The organism is Paramagnetospirillum kuznetsovii, from assembly GCF_003284725.1.
GTDB lineage: Bacteria > Pseudomonadota > Alphaproteobacteria > Rhodospirillales > Magnetospirillaceae > Phaeospirillum > Phaeospirillum kuznetsovii.
Window position 1 is genome coordinate 76,475 of the sequence record NZ_PGTO01000014.1, and the last position, 15,819, is coordinate 92,293.

Consider the following 15,819-nt stretch of genomic DNA (forward strand, 5'->3'; position numbering starts at 1 on the left):
GTCATAAGGGGGACCGAACCCCCTTTCCGGTTAGGAGCGCTCACGTCGTCATGGACTGGGACAAGCTGAGGGTCTTTCATGCCGTCGCCGAGGCGGGCAGCTTCACCCATGCCGGTGAAGTGCTCAATCTCAGCCAGTCGGCGGTCAGCCGCCAGATCAGCGCGCTTGAGGAAAGCCTCAACCTGCCGCTGTTCCACCGCCATGCCCGCGGCCTGATCCTGACCGAGCAGGGCGAGCTGCTCTACAAGACCGCGCGCGACGTCTTTTCCAAGCTGGCCATGACCGAGGCCCTGCTGACCGAAAGCCGCGAACGGCCGCAAGGCCCGCTGAAGATCACCACCACCGTGGCCTTCGGTTCGCTGTGGCTGACACCGCGCATCAAGGACTTCCTGGATGCCTATCCCGATATCGACGTCACCATGGTGCTGTTCGACGGCGAGTTGGATCTGGCCATGCGCGAAGCCGATATCGCCATCCGCATGATGCCGCCGCGCCAGCCCGATCTGGTGCAGCGCCACCTGCTGTCCATGCATTACAGTGTCTATGCCTCGCCCGCCTATCTCGACAAATACGGCACCCCGAATTCGGCCGACGATCTCGACAATCACCGCATCATCGTCTATGGCGATGATACTCGGGTGGCCGCCCCGGTCTCCAATGTCAACTGGCTGCTGGAAGCCGGAGCATCGCCGGATCGGCCGCGCCGCCCGGTGCTGGAGGTCAACAACATCTACGGTATCTATCGGGCGGTCAAAAGCGGCCTCGGCATCGCCGCCATGCCCGATTATCTCAGCGCCGAGACCGATAATCTGGTCCAGATCCTGCCCGAATTGAAGGGGCCCAAGATCGAGGCCTATTTCGTCTATCCCGAGGAATTGCGCAATTCCAAGCGCATCACGGTGTTCCGCGACTTCCTGCTGGCCAAGATCGCCGAAACCGCGCTTTAAAGCCTGATGCCTTAAATAGGCATCAGGCTTTAGGCTTTTCGATTGTCCCTCTGCCTAAGCGCGGCCATCCGGCCGCTTGGCCGCTCGCTCTACGCTCGCTTGAGCCCCACCGAGTCATGCGGCAAATGCATGGGCCTGCCCGAAAATTCGGGTGGTTGCGCAGCGCAACATGTCCTATATCAGTAATCACTGCTTGCTGCATTGCAGCAGGCGACAAGTTTCGGCGGATCTTCCGCCACCGTGTTCCCAGGTGCAATGCCTGGGTTGGGGTCTTCGGATCCTACGTCTCCTAGACGTGAAGCCTCCCTGTTAGACTTTACCCCCCGGTTTTTACCGGGGGGTTTCTTTTTGCGTAATCAGAATAAAATAATCACATCCCTGCGACCTGTATTGCAAGAAATTGTTTCACTTTTTTTGCGCTTTTATTTCAGTCACTTCACTTAAACTCTAACTATTCTAACTTCATTTTATATATCATTCATCAAAACTTAACCTCTTCCATCTCAGCACCTCTTCATAATCCGCCACCGTCAGATTGGGACTGCCCCACCCTTGCCGGCCGGATGGCGATGAAAAGATGAGTGATACGATGGAAGCGACAATCTGGGCTCCGTGGCGCAGGACCGGGAGCCTCGGCGGCGGACCCTATGGCGTCGTCGCCAGGGCCGCGGCGAAGCGCTGCGCCAGTCTGGCCGAGCACCTGTTGCTCTGGTGGAAAAACGGCGATGTCCCCTGGTTCCGCAATATCAGCATCCAGGCCCGGTTCAGCCTGCTGATCGGCGTGGTGGTCGCGGCCGGTGTCCTGGTGGGCCTGGCCTACGCCCTGGGCGAGCGCAGCATATCCGGCGCCTTGGACGACCAGTCGGAATACCAATCGCTGCTTGAGCTCTCCAACGGTATCCGGGCGGGCGCCCTGGTCATGGAAACCGACGCCAACGGCCTGACCGCCGAGCGCCTGAGCAAATTCGCGGAAGATTTCGACACCCAATACTACCTCGTCACCGCCGCGCTGGAGGCCATCAAGGCCTCGGCGGTCGCCATGGAGCACCAGGCCGAGATTCACGGCCTGGAAGCCGCGCTGAATGAGGTCGCAGCCCAATTCGCCGTGGTCGCCAAGGCGACGAACACGCTGGGGCTGACCGAGAGTCAGGGTTTGCGCGGCAAATTGCGCGCCTCGGTGAAGGCCATCGAGGACGAGTTGAAGATGTGGCCCAACACCGACGACCTGAAGACCCGCATGCTGCGATGGCGCGAGGCCGAGAAGGACTTCATGCTGTATCAGGACGCCTCCTATCTGGGCAAAAGCCGGGGACAGGCCCTGCAATTCGACATCGGCCTCGATTCGGCCGCCATCCCCAATTCCACCAAGGATGATTTCCGCGCCATGGCGACGCGCTATTCCGCCGACATGGTGGCCTATGGCAACGCCCATCTGGAGCAACAGACCGAGATCGGCAAGCTGCGCGTCATGTTCGCCGCGCTGCAGCCCCGGATTCAGGCGTTCGCCGCCATGGCCCATACCGGCGTCGCCGAGGCCACCGACCGCCAGAACGTGACCCGCGCCCAGGTGGGTGGGGTTCTGTCCCTGGTCGGCGGCCTCGCCTTGCTGACGGTGCTGCTGGTCGGGGTGATTTCCGCCCGCTCCATCGGGCGGCCGGTACTGCTGATGGAAGAGGCCATGAGCCGTCTGGCCGAGGGCGACAATCTGGTCGAGATTCCCGGCGTGCACCGCGCCGACGAGGTCGGGCTCATGGCCAAGGCCGTCCGGGTCTTCCGCGACAACGCCCTGGCCATGGAGGAATTGAGAGTTCGCCAAGAGGCAGAGCAGGCCGCCAAGGAATTGCGCAGCCAGCAACGCGAAGCCCTGATCGCCGATTTCGATTCCGAGGTGGCCGCCATCATTCAGACCGTGGCCATGTCGGCCACCGATACCGAATCCACCGCCCGCGAGATGGATGCCTTCGCCAGTCAGACGGTCATGCAAATGCAGTCGGTGGATCAGTCATCCAATGCCGCCACCGCCAATGTCCAAGCCATGGCCGCCGCCGCCGAGCAATTGGCCTATTCCATCGAGGAAATCTCGTCGCGGGTCAGCGAAGCGTCGCAAATCGCCGTCGTGGCGGCGGAGAACGCGGCCAAGACCGATTCCATCGTGCAATCGCTGTTCGACGCGTCCAACCATATCGGAACCGTGGTCACCTTCATCCAGACCATCGCGTCCCAGACCCGCCTGCTGGCGCTCAACGCCACCATCGAGGCGGCCCGGGCCGGTGAACACGGCCACGGCTTCACCGTGGTGGCCAATGAGGTCAAGCAATTGGCCGATAAGACGAGCCAAGCCACCGACGACATCGCCCGTCAGATCGCGTCGGTTCAGGCGGCGGGAAAATCGGCGGTGGTGGCCATCCGCGAGATTTCCGCCTCGGTGAATCAGGTCAACCAGATTTCCGGCACCATCGCCGCGGCGGTGGAAGAACAGGGCGCCGCCACCAAGGAGATCGCCCGCTCCGCCCAGGACGCCGCCCAAGGCACCACCATGGTGGCGTCATCCATCAATTGGGTGGTCAAGGAAGCCGCCCAGATGCAGGGTTCCGCGTCCGCCATGCTGGAAACCTCGGTCCAGATGAGCGGCCAGTCGGAAGTGCTCCGCGCCATCGTCGACAACTTCCTATTGGGCGTGACCGATGGCGCCCCCAGCCTGAAATGGGGCGACAACTGGCTGACCGGCCATGCGGTGATCGATGCCGATCACAAGATGCTGGTGCAATACGTCAACGACCTCAGCACCGCCATGATGAAGTCCAAGGGCCGCTCGGTGGCGGGCGACATCCTGGACAACCTGGCGCGCTACACCGTGGAGCATTTCGCCCGCGAGGAAAAGATCTGGGCCGAAGCCGGTCTGCCCAGCCTGAAAGGGCACCAGCAGATTCATGCGGATCTGCTGGCCCGGGTCGGCGCCTTCGCCGACGACTTCCGATCGGGCAAGGCCAACGTCACCACCGAGATCCTGTCATTCCTGCGGGAATGGCTGATGGACCACGTCTTCAAGACCGACAAGGCGGCGGTGGCGGCAATTGGCCGTCGCGTCGGATAGGGCGATGGCCTAGACTTACGTCCTCCACCACAGGACCGGAAGCCATGGCCCCCACCTTTTCCTTGCCGGCCCATTTCCTTGGCCGTCCGGCGTCCAACACCGAGGCCGCGTTCAGCGTCGTCGGCATTCCACTGGATCTTGGCGTCACCAACCGATCGGGCACCCGCGAGGGACCGCACGCCGTGCGCCGGGCCAGCCGCATGCTGGCCGATGGCGACAATCCCGGCGGCTGGAACGACCTTTCGGACCTGTCGGTGGCTGATCGCGGCGACTTCGCGCTGGTGCTGGGCGATCTCGCCGCCTCGCTGCGGATGATCGAGGATCAGGCGGCCGCCTTCGGGCATCTGATGTCCATCGGCGGCGATCACTCCATGACCCTGGCGCTGCTGCGGGCCTTGACCAAGAAGACCGGGCCGGTGGGCCTTATTCATTTCGACGCCCATATCGATACCTGGCCCGACAGCTTCGGCCAGAGCCTGGCCCATGGATCGCCCTTCTTTCATGCCCTGGAAGAAGGGCTGGTGGACCCCAGGCGCATGATCCAGATCGGCATCCGCTCGCCCATGCCCAAGGAGGTGCATGACTGGACCACCGCGCGCGGCGTCACCATCCTCAGCGCCGAGGAGGCCCATCTGCGCGGCCCCGTCGCCGTGGCCGAAGCCATCAGGGAGGTGGTGGGCGACGGCGCGACCTATCTCAGCTTCGACATCGACGCCATCGATCCCGGCCAGGCGCCCGGCACCGGAACCCCGGAAATCGGGGGGCTGTTCACCTGGCAGGTCATGGCCATTCTGCGGCGCCTGCATGGTGTCCGCTTCGTCGGCATGGACGTGGTGGAAGTGGCCCCTGCCTATGACGTGTCCGAGATCACCGCCCTGGCCGCGGCGACGATCCTATGGCAGTACTTGTCACTTCATGCCCCGGCGAAAATGTAACACTTCGAGGTATTGTCCCTTATCCTCCGAAGGTCTATAAGTCATTTTAGTGACGCACACGCACGTGCCGATGGCCCACCCGAGGTTATGCAACGACGAACGCGTCCTTTTTGGAGGAGCCGGCAAGAATGGGCCGGTACCCGAAAGGGAGGTGGACATGTTGGTGACCCCAAGACCGGGCGCTTTCCCCCCAAACTATCGCACCAGCCGCGCCGGACGCTGACAGCGCCGCCAACGATTCGTCGCCCCGTGCCCATTGGGAAGAAGCTCCACCCGATCTGGATCGAACCGGCATCGCCTTAGGGAGGTAAACATGGATAATTGGACTCGTCTGATCGATGCCGGCAGGGAACTGTCCCAGGCCTTCGACCTGCTGGACCGCGCCAATGAGATCACCTACATCACCACGGCGGCCATCATGACCAAGCAAGGCCTCGCCTCCGCCGCCCGCGAAGCGGTGATCCGGGCCAATTCCCTTCTCAAACGCCATTAATCACCCAGCGATAGCGGCGACCGCGACACGGCGCCACTATCGCATTAGCTTCCGAAAACCTTCACGAATACCCCAATCGCAGATTGATACAATCCCCCCCGGACTATTGGGGAATTGAGCCATGGATGCGTCGGGGAAAGTTTTCAATATTCTGTTTGTCTGCGGCGACGACGCGGTCAGGGCGCCCATCGCCGCCGCCCTGATGAATGCACTGTCGTCAAAGGGATTTCGCGCCTTCAGCGCTGGTTTCAGGCCAGCGGCCGAAGTTCCTGTCGCGACATTCGACGCGCTGCGGGTGGCCGGAGCAGCGTCCGATGAAATGAGGCCCATCGGCCTCTCCGAGTTTCAACTGGCGGGCATTCCGAAGATGGATTTCGTCTTCAACCTCACCGAGCCGACCGAGGGATACGGCGACATCACCTTGCCCGGATCACCCCTCGTGCTGTCCTGGCCCATTCCGAGGCCGGACTTGGAAACGGGCTCGTCGGCCGAGCGCAGTTCCAGCATGGCCAATACCGTGCGCATGATCCGCCGCCGAGTCGACCTGTTCGCCGAACTTCCCGCCCAGCGGCTCGACGGCCTTGCCATGCGCCTCCACGCGGAAGCGGTCCACGAGCGCGCCGAGCAAGCCTGAAGGCATCATGGCACTCGGACGACCTCGTCCTGATCAGGGAGACCGGCGCACCAGAACATCGGAGACATCCTCGTCGAACGGCACGCCGCCACGTTCCTCGACGATCTCGATGCAGGCCTGAACCACCGCCGGATCATAACGAATGCCGGAAAAGGCCTTGATCTCGGCAATGGCGGATTCCAGCCCCAGCGCCGGGCGATAGGGCCGGTGCGAGACGATGGCCTCGAAGACGTCGGCCACGGCGATAATGCGGGCCTCCAGAATGATCTGGTCGCCCTTCAACCCGTCGGGATAGCCGCTGCCATCCATGCATTCATGATGCTGCTGCACCATTTCGGCCACGGGCCACGGGAAGTCGATATTGCGGACGATCTCCCAGCCCATGCGGGGATGGGTCTTGATCACCTGGAACGCCTCGTATGACAGTTTTCCAGGCCTGCTGAGGAATTCCGCCGGAATTTGTATCTTGCCGATATCGTGAATGAGGCTTCCCGTCTCGATCCCCTCGATCACCTCCGCCGACAGGCCCAGCCGACGCCCGATAGCCCCGGCGATCTGGGCGACCCGACGTTGATGGCCGGTGGTGTATGGATCGCGCATTTCCAGGGTGAGGGACACGGTGCGCACGGTTTGGCGCAAGACCTGTTTCAGTCGCTTTGCGTATTCCTCGCGCTCCACATCCATGGCCATCCGTTCAATGCTGTAAAGAACGGCGCGGCGGATGAGGTTGCCATCGCCCTCCCCCTTGACGAGATAGTCCTGGCAGCCGTGCTGAACCGCCTTCAGCGCCATCTCCTCATCCTGAAGTCCGGTGACGACGATCACGGGAATAGTCGGCGCGGCCGCGCGAATGCAATCAATGACCGTCAGCCCTTGGCCGTCGGGCAGGGATAGGTCCAGAAGAATGGCATCGGGGCGAAATTCGGCCAGTTTGGCGACGGCCTTGGCCAGGGAATCGGCTTTTTCGATCGTGCATCCGCCAACATCGCCAAGCATGATTTCAATCAGCCGCGCGTCTCCGGGATTATCTTCCACCAGAAGCAGCGAGTATGTAACGTCGGACCTTATCGCCATCATCGCACCCGGCTCAGACGAGTACATACCTTAGCTTAGGTCCGTTCCCCTTCATTCTCCCATGCGAATAGCAAATGCCTGGGACGCGCCCAACACCTAATCCACCGCTAAAATAACCTGCGACGCCTTGATCAAGGCCCAAGCGCGGGCGCCCACCCGAAGTCCCAATTCGTCGGCGCCGTCACGGGTGATCACGGCGGTCAAAACCTTGCCGCCGCCGATATCCAGGGTGATCTCGCAACTGACCGGCCCATCCTCGCGATGGGCGACCGTACCGAGGATGCGGTTGCGGGCCGACACGCTGGGCACCGCCTCGCCGATCGCCAGCATGACGAAAGAGGCCTTGACCAAGGCGGTGACGGCCAGGCCGGGAACAATGGCGAGATCGCGAAGGCTTTCGTCGGTGATGGTGGCGGCCAGGGTCACCGCATCGGTGAGATGAAGAATCACCTCGGCATTGACGCTGCCCTGGTGGATTTCAGTGACGGTGCAGCGAAAGGCGTTACGGGCGCTGGTCTTCATGCCGAGACTCCGAAGCAGAAGGATGGGATCGATGGGGGCGTCACCCGCGCTGAACAGGGCGGCGACACGCGATAGCCGTTCCTCCAGCAGATGAAAGGCTTCGATCAGCGCCTTGCCGTCCTCGGTGACCACGGCGCCGCCGCCGTTGCGGCCGCCGGTCTGGGCCGCCACCGCCGGACGCGGCAGCAGGTTGTTGACGGCATTCAAGGCATCCCATGCCGCCTTGTAGCTGAGGCCGACCGCCTGGGCCGCCTTGGTGATGCTGCCCTGGGTGGCGACGGCTTCCAGCAGGGCGATACGATCGCGTCCCACCGGCGACCGGCTGCCGCCCCTAAGCGCCAAAATGGCTTCCACTTTGCAATCGGCCACGATGCCCCCTTCGTAATGTAGGCAGACTATACGACGAAGGGGGCCACGCGTCAGCCGAAAAGCAGCTACTTGCCGATGATCACTTCCGACGACTTGATGATCGCATGGACATCGTCGCCGATCTTGAGGGCCAGATCGTCGATGGCCTCGTTGGATACCAGGGAGGTGATGGATTGGCCGCCGATGTCGATCTTGACCTTGGCGACGATCTGCCCCTTGTCGATAGCCACGACCTTGCCCTTCAGATTGTTGCGAGCGCTGAGCTTCATGAAAACTCTCCTGACTTAAATAGAAACCGCGGCCAAACTTAGCCTCGGCATTCATATTAGGCAGCAGCATAAATAGGTCAATATGTTCATGTTCGGTTACTATAAGTTTTTAGGCGCTATTACGTATCACTTCATATCGAAAAATTGCATGACTTTAGCAACTCCATCGGAGCGCTATATATTATCATTAGATAGCGACACCTTGATTATAGAGGCGACAAATTCAGATGCGAATGGACCGTCAGGGTTGTTTCGGTCGCATTTGCGTTATATACCATAACTACATCTCGATTTCGATGAAGGAGTGACCCGATGCTGATGAAGCGCCTGTTGGGGGCCGTCACCGCCCTCGCCCTGACCTTGGCCGTCGTCGGTCCTGCCCATGCCGAGGAAGTGGTGGTGTTCGCCGCCGCCTCGCTGACCAATGCCCTGAACGAAATCGGCGAGTCCTTCGCCGCCAGGACGGGAACCAAGATGGTGGCGTCCTATGCGGCGTCCTCGGCACTCGCCAAGCAGGTGGAACAAGGAGCCCCCGCCCAGGTCTTCGCTTCGGCCGATCTGAAGTGGATGGACTATCTGGCCGACAAGAAGCTGATCAACGCCGATACCCGCTTCAATCTGCTGGGCAATACCCTTGTGCTGATCGCCCCCCTTGACGCCAAGCAAGACCGCGTCGAGCTGACCGCCAAGACCGACATCGCCGCCTTGGCGGGACCGGGCCGCATCGCCACCGGCAATCCCGACAGCGTCCCCGTCGGGCTTTATTTCAAGCAAGCCATGGAACGGGCGGGCCAGTGGAAGGCCATCGAACCCAAGATCGCCGCCACCGATTCGGTGCGCGCCGCCCTTGCCTTCGTCGAGCGCGGCGAGGTGCCGCTGGGCGTGGTCTATGCCACCGATGCCGCCGTGTCCAAGAAGGTCAAGGTGGTCGGGATTTTCCCCGACGCCATGCACGATCCCATCACTTATCCCTTCGCCCTGATCAAGGGCAAGGAAACCCCTGCCGCCAAGGCCTTGCTGGACCATATCCGCGGCCCCGAGGCCAAGGCCGTCTTCGTCCGCCATGGATTCAAGATCAACTAGCCGAGGGGCCTGCCATGAAGGTTGCCATCGCCACTCAGGATCTGGCCCGCATCGACGCTCATCTCGGCTGGACCCAACATCTGATGCTCTACGAAGTGGACGAGGAGGGCTATTGCTACCTCGGACTGGAATCCTTTCCGACCGGACGGCAGGATGGCGACCATTCCAAATTGGCTCCCCGCCTCAAAGCCCTTGAAGGCTGCCAACTGGCGTTCGTGGCCGATGTCGGCCCCGACGGCGAGCTTGGACTTGCGCGTGGCAAGGTGATTCCCATTCGAAAATTCGCAGGTGAACCTATCGCAACAGCGTTGGACGCACTACGTGATGGAATGAGGGGGCGGACTCCGCTCTGGCTGCGCCAAGCGGAGCAGCGTTACCGACGCGAAAGCATGGACTGATGAATCCTGGCCGCACCTTGATCGAGAGTTCCAAAGCCTATGAAAGGTTGATGTCCACCGATGGCGCGGTCGACCCACTGGACCGTCATGTGCTCGCCTCGGTCATGGCCGCCGCCATGACCGAGGGTGACGTCACGCTGACACAATCCCTCGGCCTGGACCGGCCGAGCTTGAACCGCCTTCTGGAGACGGCTTTTCCCGGCGCTTATGCCATCGGCGATCTGGTCGGCCCGGACGCCGACGCGGGCGAAGACGCCATCGAGGAGCCCGATTACCGCGCGCTGCTGCTCGATGGCCGCGCCAAGGGCCACGAGATCGAGGACTGGTTGGCCCGTGTGGTGGCGCGGCGTTCGCTCAAGCCCGAGCATCTTTGGGTCAGCCTGGGACTTCGAAATCGCAAGGAGTTGTCGGACATGCTCCACCGCCACTTTCCGGCGGTGGCGGCCCGCAATGTCCAGGGCATGCGCTGGAAGAAGTTCTTTTACCGCGAGATGTGCCAGGCCGAGGGCGTCTATATCTGCAAATCGCCGGTCTGCGACGTCTGTCCGGACTTTGGCGAATGCTACGGAGTGGAAGACTAGGCATGCTTCACATCACCGATTCCGAGCTTGACCGCTTCATTCAAGACGACCTGCCCTATGGCGACCTTACCACTCGCTCTCTCGGACTGGGAACCGAGCCCGCCGCCATGGTCTTTCGGGCGGGAGCCCCCCTGATCACGTCGTCCACCGAGGAGGCGGCCCGCATCCTGACCCGATTGGGCTGCGTCACGGCGCTGACCGCCGCCAGCGGAACCCATGCGGAGCGAGGCGATGTGCTTCTCTCGGCCACCGGCCCGGCGGATGCCATATTGGCGGGCTGGAAAGTGGCCCAGACCCTGGTGGAATACGCCTCGGGCATCGCCAGTGCCGCCGGTCGCATCGCCGCCGCCGCCCGCGCCGTGCGCCCTGACGTGGTGGTCGCCTGTACCCGCAAGACCTTCCCCGGCACCAAGGCCATCGCCATCAAGGCCGTCATCGCCGGAGGCGCCGTGCCCCACCGGCTGGGCCTGTCGGATTCGGTGCTGCTGTTCCCCGAGCATCGCGCCCTGCTGGGCGAGGATTCCATGGCCAAGGCCATCGCCCGCCTCAGGCGAACTTGCCCGGAAAAGAAGGTGGTGGTCGAGGTCACCTCACTGGCCGAAGCGACATTGGCCGCTGATGCCGACGCCCACGTCATTCAACTGGAAAAGTTCAGCCCGGCCCAAGTCGCCGAAGTGGTGGAGCGGCTGGATTACAGCGGACTCCTCATCGCCGCCGCGGGGGGAATCAACGCCACCAACGCGGGCGCCTATGCCGAAGCAGGCGCCGCCATCCTGGTGACCTCCGCCCCTTATTCCGCTCCTCCGGTGGATGTGAAGGTAACCATCACGGCGGTGTCGCCATGAACGCGCCCCATCGGCATTCCTGCCCCACCGTATCGGGCCGGACAGCCTCGTGCGGGGCGCGTGACCGATCCACGCATCGGGCGTGGGCCGTTGAATTCATTGGTGCCGGTTGCAGGATTCGAACCCGCGACCCCCTGATTACAAAATCGAAGAACGAAACGGGAGCGTAAACCGAAAATGGCTAGGAAGCCAAGAGCGGAAACGGTTCGGATACGGTTGGTCCCTGTCACCATTCCTCCCTGAACACCCCATGGGGCACTTATGCCCCCACTGCCCCCCGAGGACTAGCCGGGGACCAAACGGAGATCAAACACCAAGCACGACGGCCGTTGCCGCTCCTCGGGGAGGATGGGGAGGATCGAGATCCGGCCTTGTCCGGTCGGCGAAAGCAGGTTGACCCGTTGACGCCAGGAACTTGTGGCACCGCCGCCGACCAGCAAACTCTGTATTTCGGCGCGCCGACCTACCTTCCAGCCAATCTCCCCATCCTCCCCCGAATGAAGATGAAACCGTACAGCTCTGTCGGCACCCGTCGGCATTCCCGCGCTGCCGAGGGAACCTGTCGGAACAGTCATGTGTCGATACGCAAGGAGAAACGCCCTGCCAGGGCGACAATGGACGGAGAGCGCTTGGCGGGAGAGGAAGGGGGGCATGCGAGTGGTCTCCAAGACGAAACGCCCCGCCGGTGGCACCGGCAGGGCTGGATGGATGAGACAGGGGCAAGAGATGCGCCCCTTCACGGGCATGACATGGGGGTGAGGGTGGAGGGTGTTACGGGATCGCCATTGGTCGCTGGCGTGGCAGGCGACCGATGAACTCCCAATCACAGCGTCCCGGTGAGGGCCCCCTTTCCCGTGATCCGGCCACACCTTCATTAGGCTGAAACATCTCGGAAATTTCAGCATCAGGAATATGAATTTGCGCTTTTCCGGGCTCAGGATGGAGGCTATCCTTGCCCGGAACCTAGAAGGACTAGCAGTTCACATGGGAAATTCGGGCGGTAAAACCTGCGTAGAAAATGCTGCGCGGTTGGATCTGGGAGGCACGCTGGCCCAAGCGATATTCCGGAGCCTGCTTGGCGTGATGTCAGGCAGCATGGGCATGGCAGCGCAGGGGCTGTATTCCATTGGTGACGCCATCACCAAGAGCCTGACCCTAGCCAGCATCCGAATTTCCAAGATTCCTCCCAGCAAGACTTTTCCGTTTGGGGCAGGAAAGATTCTGTTCGTTACCTCGCTCATAATCGGAATATCACTCATCGGGACCGGCGTCTTTCTCGCCAGCACGAGCTTCAATGAGCCGAACACCGTGGAGGCAACAGGCTCTTTGTTTGCCATCGTCGGCGTCATAGTCTCCGCTGCTTTTAGCGAACTGATGTCGCGCTATCTCTCATGCGTCGCGACGGAAAATGACAACATTGCGCTCCGCTCTGCGAGCCGTGACAATCGCATCGATGCGATCACCTCCATCGTTGTACTCACCGGAATCGTTCTTTCCGATGCTGGGCTTGATGCTGCAGATCACATCGCTGCGCTCCTCGTCTCCCTGATTGTCATGAATATTGGCAGAATCATCGCTTGGGATGCCATCAAGGGTCTTTTAGACGTCACTGTTCCGCGTGAAACCCTTGATGAAATCGCCCGAAAGTCACGGACAACAAAGGGTGTTAGAGAAATAAAGCTGATCCGTGGCCGCAGCTTGGGTGAGTTCTGGGAAGTATACATGCATGTTTCAATTGACGAAAAGCTGACGATTGCTGAAAGCAACGCCATTATCAACAACCTTAGAATAAATATACTTGATAGTTTTTCGGAGGTTCAGCATGCGTGGATTATCACGGTGCCAGACACGAGCCGAAATGACGATGTCCAAGATTACTGGGCAGATCATTTATTCGCGGACGCGATAAAACAGGAGCCTGCGTCTCCAAGCCTTCATTCGGAATGATTTTACGCCATAGCACACGATGAGGCAGCATGATTGACATATCAAAAGCGCGGCTAGTTCACCTCCGATGGCTGCTTCAGCTTGAAAAGAAGATCAGGCACGAATCTGCGCCAGCACTTGAGTCCTGTCGGAAGTGTGAACTCGGAAAATGGATATACTCCGAGGCGCTCGAAAAATATAGTGCATACCCAGAGATTTCATTTCTAGAGAAGCGACATCGACATTTCCATGAGACAGCTGATATTCTTGTGAAATTATTCAGTGATCGCAATTTTGTTGAGGCCGAAGTTGCTCTCGACGAGTTGAAACGTGATAGCCAGGATCTCATTTTCATGCTGACGATGTTCGAATATCGCTACACTGGGTTCAATGAGACCAGCTGAGCAGGAGAAAATCGTGGCAAAGCCATCCAAGTCGCTTGTTTCCATGGACAAGATTCTGGAAATTTTAGCTTCGACCATTAGCATCGTTCTTGGACTATTCGGACTTAGCCAGCATTACGGTTCTAATACGATAAAGCCATCGCGTATCTACACCAGCGGAAATGCTGCCGATTTTTTGGAGATGGATCGTCTGGATGTGCTCAAGCTCATCAAAAGCGGCGCGATCCAGGCCACCAAGGGGGGCAACGGCAACTATCTGATTGTTGGCCAGTCCCTGATCAATTATCTGGCTTCACCCACTGTGTCACCGACAGATTAATCCGGGAATTCCCATATGGGCGGCCCATCCGCCCCAATCTGAGGCAAAATATCCTCACCGACGGTTGCTGCAAAGCCGGATTCGGCTGTGTTGTCTGGTGTCGAATGTGGAACATTCTCCATGCCGAGGGACTGGCGGCACAGCGCCCACCTTTTCGTGGTCAGGCAACAAAGCTACGGTTTCCAATTACGGTGTCCATCCTTCAGTCCGCCGATGCCGCCCTGTACCGGGCCAAGGAAAGTGGTCGCAACCGTGTGGTTCTCGCTTCCGACGCGACTGTGGACTGACGTTCCGTAGTTCAGCCGCCTTCCGGCGGGTTGTCGTCCGAGGCAGGATCGCTGGGTAGCCGGACCACGAAAGCGGCGCCCTCGCCAGGGACTTTGCCGCATTTTGATGCCTGTACCGAGAGATCTTGATCTTTCCGGCGTTGACAGGCCGAAGGGGGTTCAAAGGGGGACTTCCGGGGGACAGGGAGAAGCAAAAGGCCCAGCCACCCGGTCGGGCCTTTCTACCCGCATGGATTTTTTGGTGCCGGTTACAGGATTTGAACCCGTGACCCCCTGATTACAAATCAGGTGCTCTACCAGCTGAGCTAAACCGGCGCCGAGGTGAAATTAGCTGCCCCGGGCCAGTTCGTAAAGCGCCACGGCGCAGGCATTGGAGACATTGAGGCTTTCCACCGCTCCGGTCATGGGCAGCCGCACCAGATGGTCGCAATGCTCGCGGGTCAGGCGGCGCAGGCCCTCGCCTTCGGCCCCCAGCACCATCACCACCTTGCCCGACAGCTTGGCCTCGGCCAGGGTCTTGGGGGCGTCGGCGGCCAGACCGGCGGTCCAGAAACCAGCGGCTTTCAAATCTTCCAGGGCGCGAACCACATTGGTGACGCGCACCAGCGGCATGCGTTCCAGCGCGCCCGAGGCCGCCTTGGCCAAGGCCCCTGTCTCTTCCGGAGCATGCCGGTCCGGCGCCACCACCGCCAGGGCGCCGAAAGCGGCGGCCGAGCGCAGGATGGCGCCCACATTGTGGGGATCGGTGACCTGATCGAGCACCACCACCACCGCCGTCTTCATCTCGGCGGCCATTCGGCCCACATCCTCGACGTTTAGGGCTTCCAGCGGTTCCACCAGCACGGCGAGGCCCTGATGGACCGAACCGGGCGGCAGCAGGCGGTCGATCTCGGCCCGCTCCACCGGTTCCACCGGCACCGCCAAGCGCATGCCCTCCAGCCCACGGGCCGCCTCGGTGGTGGCGATCAGGCGGCGGATGCGGCGATCCGGATTGGCCAGGACGGCGCCCGCCGCATGGGTGCCGTAGATCCAGAACGAGGCGCCGCCACCGCCGCCGCGCGGAGCGGGGCCGCGGTGATCGCCTCCCCGGCGGGGATTGCGGATATCGGTGCGGGTGTCGCGCTTCTTCATGGAAACTCCTCTTCCACACCTCGTTTATCGTGCTCTTTTCAGATTGACAAGCTCCGGCAAATTCCCATAGTACAGCCCTCCCGTTGCCCCGGCTTTTGCCGGGTGGCGGTGTGGAGGGGTGGCCGAGCGGTTAATGGCAGCAGACTGTAAATCTGCCGACGAAAGTCTACGGAGGTTCGAATCCCCCCCCCTCCACCATTCCCCCCTTTTTGGGACGGGGTGACGGTGGGAAATTTCTTCTAGTGTGAGCGCCAGGCGGTGCGACCGTGCGGGACGATCTGGCGGGTGTAGCTCAATGGTAGAGCAACAGCCTTCCAAGCTGATGACGAGGGTTCGATTCCCTTCACCCGCTCCAATCGTCGCTCTGTCGCTTCGACCGGAAGCACGGCATGAACCAATGCGGCAGCCGCCGCGATCAGACGGGTTGAAAAATGGCTAAGGCTAAATTCGAGCGGAACAAGCCGCATTGCAATATCGGCACCATTGGTCACGTTGACCACGGCAAGAC

At 61.0% G+C, this 15,819-nt stretch carries 16 protein-coding genes and 3 tRNA genes; 14 read left to right on the plus strand and 5 right to left on the minus strand.

Annotated features, from left to right (window positions below; all coding sequences use genetic code 11):
- Positions 1-50 precede the first annotated feature (50 nt).
- The 5 genes from CU669_RS15630 (at position 51) to CU669_RS15650 (ending at position 6,103) form a co-directional block, all read left to right on the plus strand.
- The gene (locus CU669_RS15630; protein WP_112146375.1) at positions 51-947 is read left to right on the plus strand and encodes a LysR family transcriptional regulator; all 897 of its coding nucleotides are present in this window, start codon (positions 51-53) and stop codon (positions 945-947) included.
- Between the two features lie 577 nt (positions 948-1,524).
- Positions 1,525-4,041 (plus strand): bacteriohemerythrin, encoded by a 2,517-nt coding sequence (locus tag CU669_RS15635; RefSeq protein ID WP_112146377.1) that lies wholly within the window; start codon positions 1,525-1,527, stop codon positions 4,039-4,041.
- Positions 4,042-4,085: 44 nt separating this feature from the next.
- Complete coding sequence (gene speB, locus CU669_RS15640; protein WP_112146379.1) at positions 4,086-4,976, plus strand: agmatinase; 891 nt, start codon at positions 4,086-4,088, stop codon at positions 4,974-4,976.
- Positions 4,977-5,289: 313 nt separating this feature from the next.
- On the plus strand, positions 5,290-5,469 hold the full coding sequence (locus tag CU669_RS15645; protein WP_112146381.1) for a hypothetical protein: 180 nt from the start codon (positions 5,290-5,292) through the stop codon (positions 5,467-5,469).
- Between the two features lie 121 nt (positions 5,470-5,590).
- Positions 5,591-6,103 (plus strand): arsenate reductase/protein-tyrosine-phosphatase family protein, encoded by a 513-nt coding sequence (locus CU669_RS15650; RefSeq protein WP_112146382.1) that lies wholly within the window; start codon positions 5,591-5,593, stop codon positions 6,101-6,103.
- Between the two features lie 33 nt (positions 6,104-6,136).
- On the opposite strand, the gene CU669_RS15655 is transcribed toward CU669_RS15650, so the two are convergent.
- The 3 genes from CU669_RS15655 to CU669_RS15665 all read right to left on the minus strand — a co-directional run bounded on the left by CU669_RS15655 (position 6,137) and on the right by CU669_RS15665 (position 8,337).
- A complete protein-coding gene (locus tag CU669_RS15655; protein WP_322096914.1) occupies positions 6,137-7,204 on the minus strand; it encodes an HD domain-containing phosphohydrolase in 1,068 nt (355 codons plus the stop codon).
- 69 nt (positions 7,205-7,273) lie between these two features.
- Positions 7,274-8,068: a TOBE domain-containing protein gene (locus tag CU669_RS15660; RefSeq protein WP_112146386.1), complete on the minus strand. Its 795-nt coding sequence runs from the start codon at positions 8,066-8,068 to the stop codon at positions 7,274-7,276.
- A 65-nt stretch (positions 8,069-8,133) separates the two neighbouring features.
- Positions 8,134-8,337, minus strand: coding sequence for a TOBE domain-containing protein (locus CU669_RS15665; RefSeq protein ID WP_112146388.1), 204 nt, complete (start codon positions 8,335-8,337; stop codon positions 8,134-8,136).
- Positions 8,338-8,649: 312 nt separating this feature from the next.
- Between CU669_RS15665 and modA the strand changes: the two genes are divergently transcribed.
- From modA to mamR, 7 genes are all read left to right on the plus strand, one after another.
- Positions 8,650-9,420: a molybdate ABC transporter substrate-binding protein gene (modA, locus tag CU669_RS15670; RefSeq protein WP_112146390.1), complete on the plus strand. Its 771-nt coding sequence runs from the start codon at positions 8,650-8,652 to the stop codon at positions 9,418-9,420.
- 14 nt (positions 9,421-9,434) lie between these two features.
- Positions 9,435-9,818: a NifB/NifX family molybdenum-iron cluster-binding protein gene (locus tag CU669_RS15675; protein WP_112146392.1), complete on the plus strand. Its 384-nt coding sequence runs from the start codon at positions 9,435-9,437 to the stop codon at positions 9,816-9,818.
- Between the two features lie 50 nt (positions 9,819-9,868).
- Positions 9,869-10,399, plus strand: a complete 531-nt coding sequence (locus CU669_RS15680; protein WP_239988742.1) for a nitrogen fixation protein NifQ — start codon at positions 9,869-9,871, stop codon at positions 10,397-10,399.
- Between the two features lie 2 nt (positions 10,400-10,401).
- Positions 10,402-11,244: a ModD protein gene (modD, locus tag CU669_RS15685; protein ID WP_112146396.1), complete on the plus strand. Its 843-nt coding sequence runs from the start codon at positions 10,402-10,404 to the stop codon at positions 11,242-11,244.
- A 984-nt stretch (positions 11,245-12,228) separates the two neighbouring features.
- The gene (gene mamV / locus CU669_RS15690) at positions 12,229-13,191 is read left to right on the plus strand and encodes a CDF transporter MamV (protein ID WP_161539678.1); all 963 of its coding nucleotides are present in this window, start codon (positions 12,229-12,231) and stop codon (positions 13,189-13,191) included.
- Between the two features lie 29 nt (positions 13,192-13,220).
- Positions 13,221-13,574, plus strand: a complete 354-nt coding sequence (locus tag CU669_RS22140) for a CZB domain-containing protein (RefSeq protein WP_112146400.1) — start codon at positions 13,221-13,223, stop codon at positions 13,572-13,574.
- A gap of 13 nt (positions 13,575-13,587) precedes the next feature.
- Positions 13,588-13,893 (plus strand): magnetosome protein MamR, encoded by a 306-nt coding sequence (gene mamR / locus CU669_RS15700; protein ID WP_146747754.1) that lies wholly within the window; start codon positions 13,588-13,590, stop codon positions 13,891-13,893.
- Between the two features lie 526 nt (positions 13,894-14,419).
- Here the strand turns inward: mamR and CU669_RS15705 are convergent.
- Both CU669_RS15705 and rlmB read right to left on the minus strand, forming a co-directional pair.
- A tRNA-Thr gene (locus CU669_RS15705) sits at positions 14,420-14,495 on the minus strand.
- Between the two features lie 12 nt (positions 14,496-14,507).
- Positions 14,508-15,311 (minus strand): 23S rRNA (guanosine(2251)-2'-O)-methyltransferase RlmB, encoded by an 804-nt coding sequence (gene rlmB / locus CU669_RS15710; RefSeq protein ID WP_112146403.1) that lies wholly within the window; start codon positions 15,309-15,311, stop codon positions 14,508-14,510.
- A 112-nt stretch (positions 15,312-15,423) separates the two neighbouring features.
- Between rlmB and CU669_RS15715 the strand changes: the two genes are divergently transcribed.
- Together CU669_RS15715 and CU669_RS15720 are read left to right on the plus strand one after the other, a co-directional pair.
- Positions 15,424-15,509, plus strand: a tRNA-Tyr gene (locus tag CU669_RS15715).
- 83 nt (positions 15,510-15,592) lie between these two features.
- Positions 15,593-15,666 (plus strand) — tRNA-Gly (locus CU669_RS15720).
- Positions 15,667-15,819 lie beyond the last annotated feature (153 nt).

Bases quoted from the DNA above. Each gene is read 5' to 3' on its own strand.
- CU669_RS15630 (WP_112146375.1), top strand. From the start codon at position 51: ATGGACTGGGACAAGCTGAGGGTCTTTCATGCCGTCGCCGAGGCGGGC.
- CU669_RS15635 (WP_112146377.1), top strand. From the start codon at position 1,525: ATGAGTGATACGATGGAAGCGACAATCTGGGCTCCGTGGCGCAGGACC.
- speB (WP_112146379.1), top strand. From the start codon at position 4,086: ATGGCCCCCACCTTTTCCTTGCCGGCCCATTTCCTTGGCCGTCCGGCG.
- CU669_RS15645 (WP_112146381.1), top strand. From the start codon at position 5,290: ATGGATAATTGGACTCGTCTGATCGATGCCGGCAGGGAACTGTCCCAG.
- CU669_RS15650 (WP_112146382.1), top strand. From the start codon at position 5,591: ATGGATGCGTCGGGGAAAGTTTTCAATATTCTGTTTGTCTGCGGCGAC.
- CU669_RS15655 (WP_322096914.1), bottom strand. From the start codon at position 7,204: ATGTACTCGTCTGAGCCGGGTGCGATGATGGCGATAAGGTCCGACGTT.
- CU669_RS15665 (WP_112146388.1), bottom strand. From the start codon at position 8,337: ATGAAGCTCAGCGCTCGCAACAATCTGAAGGGCAAGGTCGTGGCTATC.
- modA (WP_112146390.1), top strand. From the start codon at position 8,650: ATGCTGATGAAGCGCCTGTTGGGGGCCGTCACCGCCCTCGCCCTGACC.
- CU669_RS15675 (WP_112146392.1), top strand. From the start codon at position 9,435: ATGAAGGTTGCCATCGCCACTCAGGATCTGGCCCGCATCGACGCTCAT.
- CU669_RS15680 (WP_239988742.1), top strand. From the start codon at position 9,869: ATGTCCACCGATGGCGCGGTCGACCCACTGGACCGTCATGTGCTCGCC.
- modD (WP_112146396.1), top strand. From the start codon at position 10,402: ATGCTTCACATCACCGATTCCGAGCTTGACCGCTTCATTCAAGACGAC.
- mamV (WP_161539678.1), top strand. From the start codon at position 12,229: ATGGGAAATTCGGGCGGTAAAACCTGCGTAGAAAATGCTGCGCGGTTG.
- CU669_RS22140 (WP_112146400.1), top strand. From the start codon at position 13,221: ATGATTGACATATCAAAAGCGCGGCTAGTTCACCTCCGATGGCTGCTT.
- rlmB (WP_112146403.1), bottom strand. From the start codon at position 15,311: ATGAAGAAGCGCGACACCCGCACCGATATCCGCAATCCCCGCCGGGGA.